Here is a 536-nt window from a genome sequence, read left to right as displayed (position 1 = left end):
GTGTTATGCCAGCGTTATGTTCAAGGAGTAAAAATTGAAAAAAGTAGTATTAATTGGTACGAGCCATTCAACACAATGGGATCTTGAACGCAGTGACTTCTCAGACTACGTTATCAACACTGCAAAAGAACATGGTATATGTGCAATAGCAGAAGAGATCGATGGCAAACCAACTGTTGTGCAAAGGGCTGCGAAAGAGTTAGAACTTGCTTACGTAAACATTGAGCCTAATGCTGAAGAAAGGGTTGCTCTAGGGATTTATTCTAATCTATCCGTAATTGAAATGGGTATAATTATGGACTTTGATGACCATGAATCACCAGAGGCTCTTGAAGAGTTAGACCGTCGAATCCAAGAGGGACTACGTTTGAGAGAGCAAGAGTGGCTCAATAGGATTACAAAGCTAAACCTCTTTCCTGTACTGGTTGTCTGTGGGGCAAATCATGTTTCTCCGTTTATGCATTTATTAGAAAAACATGGCTATTCAGTTGAAATTGCTAGTGCGTTGAGAGAATGAACATAACAAATGCATCAAC

General features: G+C 39.7%; 1 protein-coding gene. It reads left to right on the top strand.

Annotated elements, in window-relative coordinates; genetic code table 11:
- Positions 1–34: 34 nt before the first annotated feature.
- Positions 35–517 carry a hypothetical protein gene (locus A6E03_RS19030; protein WP_065601530.1) on the top strand — a complete coding sequence of 161 codons (483 nt, stop codon included), beginning with the start codon at positions 35–37 and terminating at the stop codon, positions 515–517.
- Positions 518–536: the final 19 nt, after the last annotated feature.

Origin of the sequence: Aliivibrio sp. 1S128, from assembly GCF_001691065.1 — a bacterium.
Classification (GTDB): Bacteria; Pseudomonadota; Gammaproteobacteria; order Enterobacterales; family Vibrionaceae; genus Aliivibrio.
The sequence above is the reverse complement of the archived record's forward strand: the minus strand, read 5'-3'. Positions and strand labels throughout refer to the sequence as shown.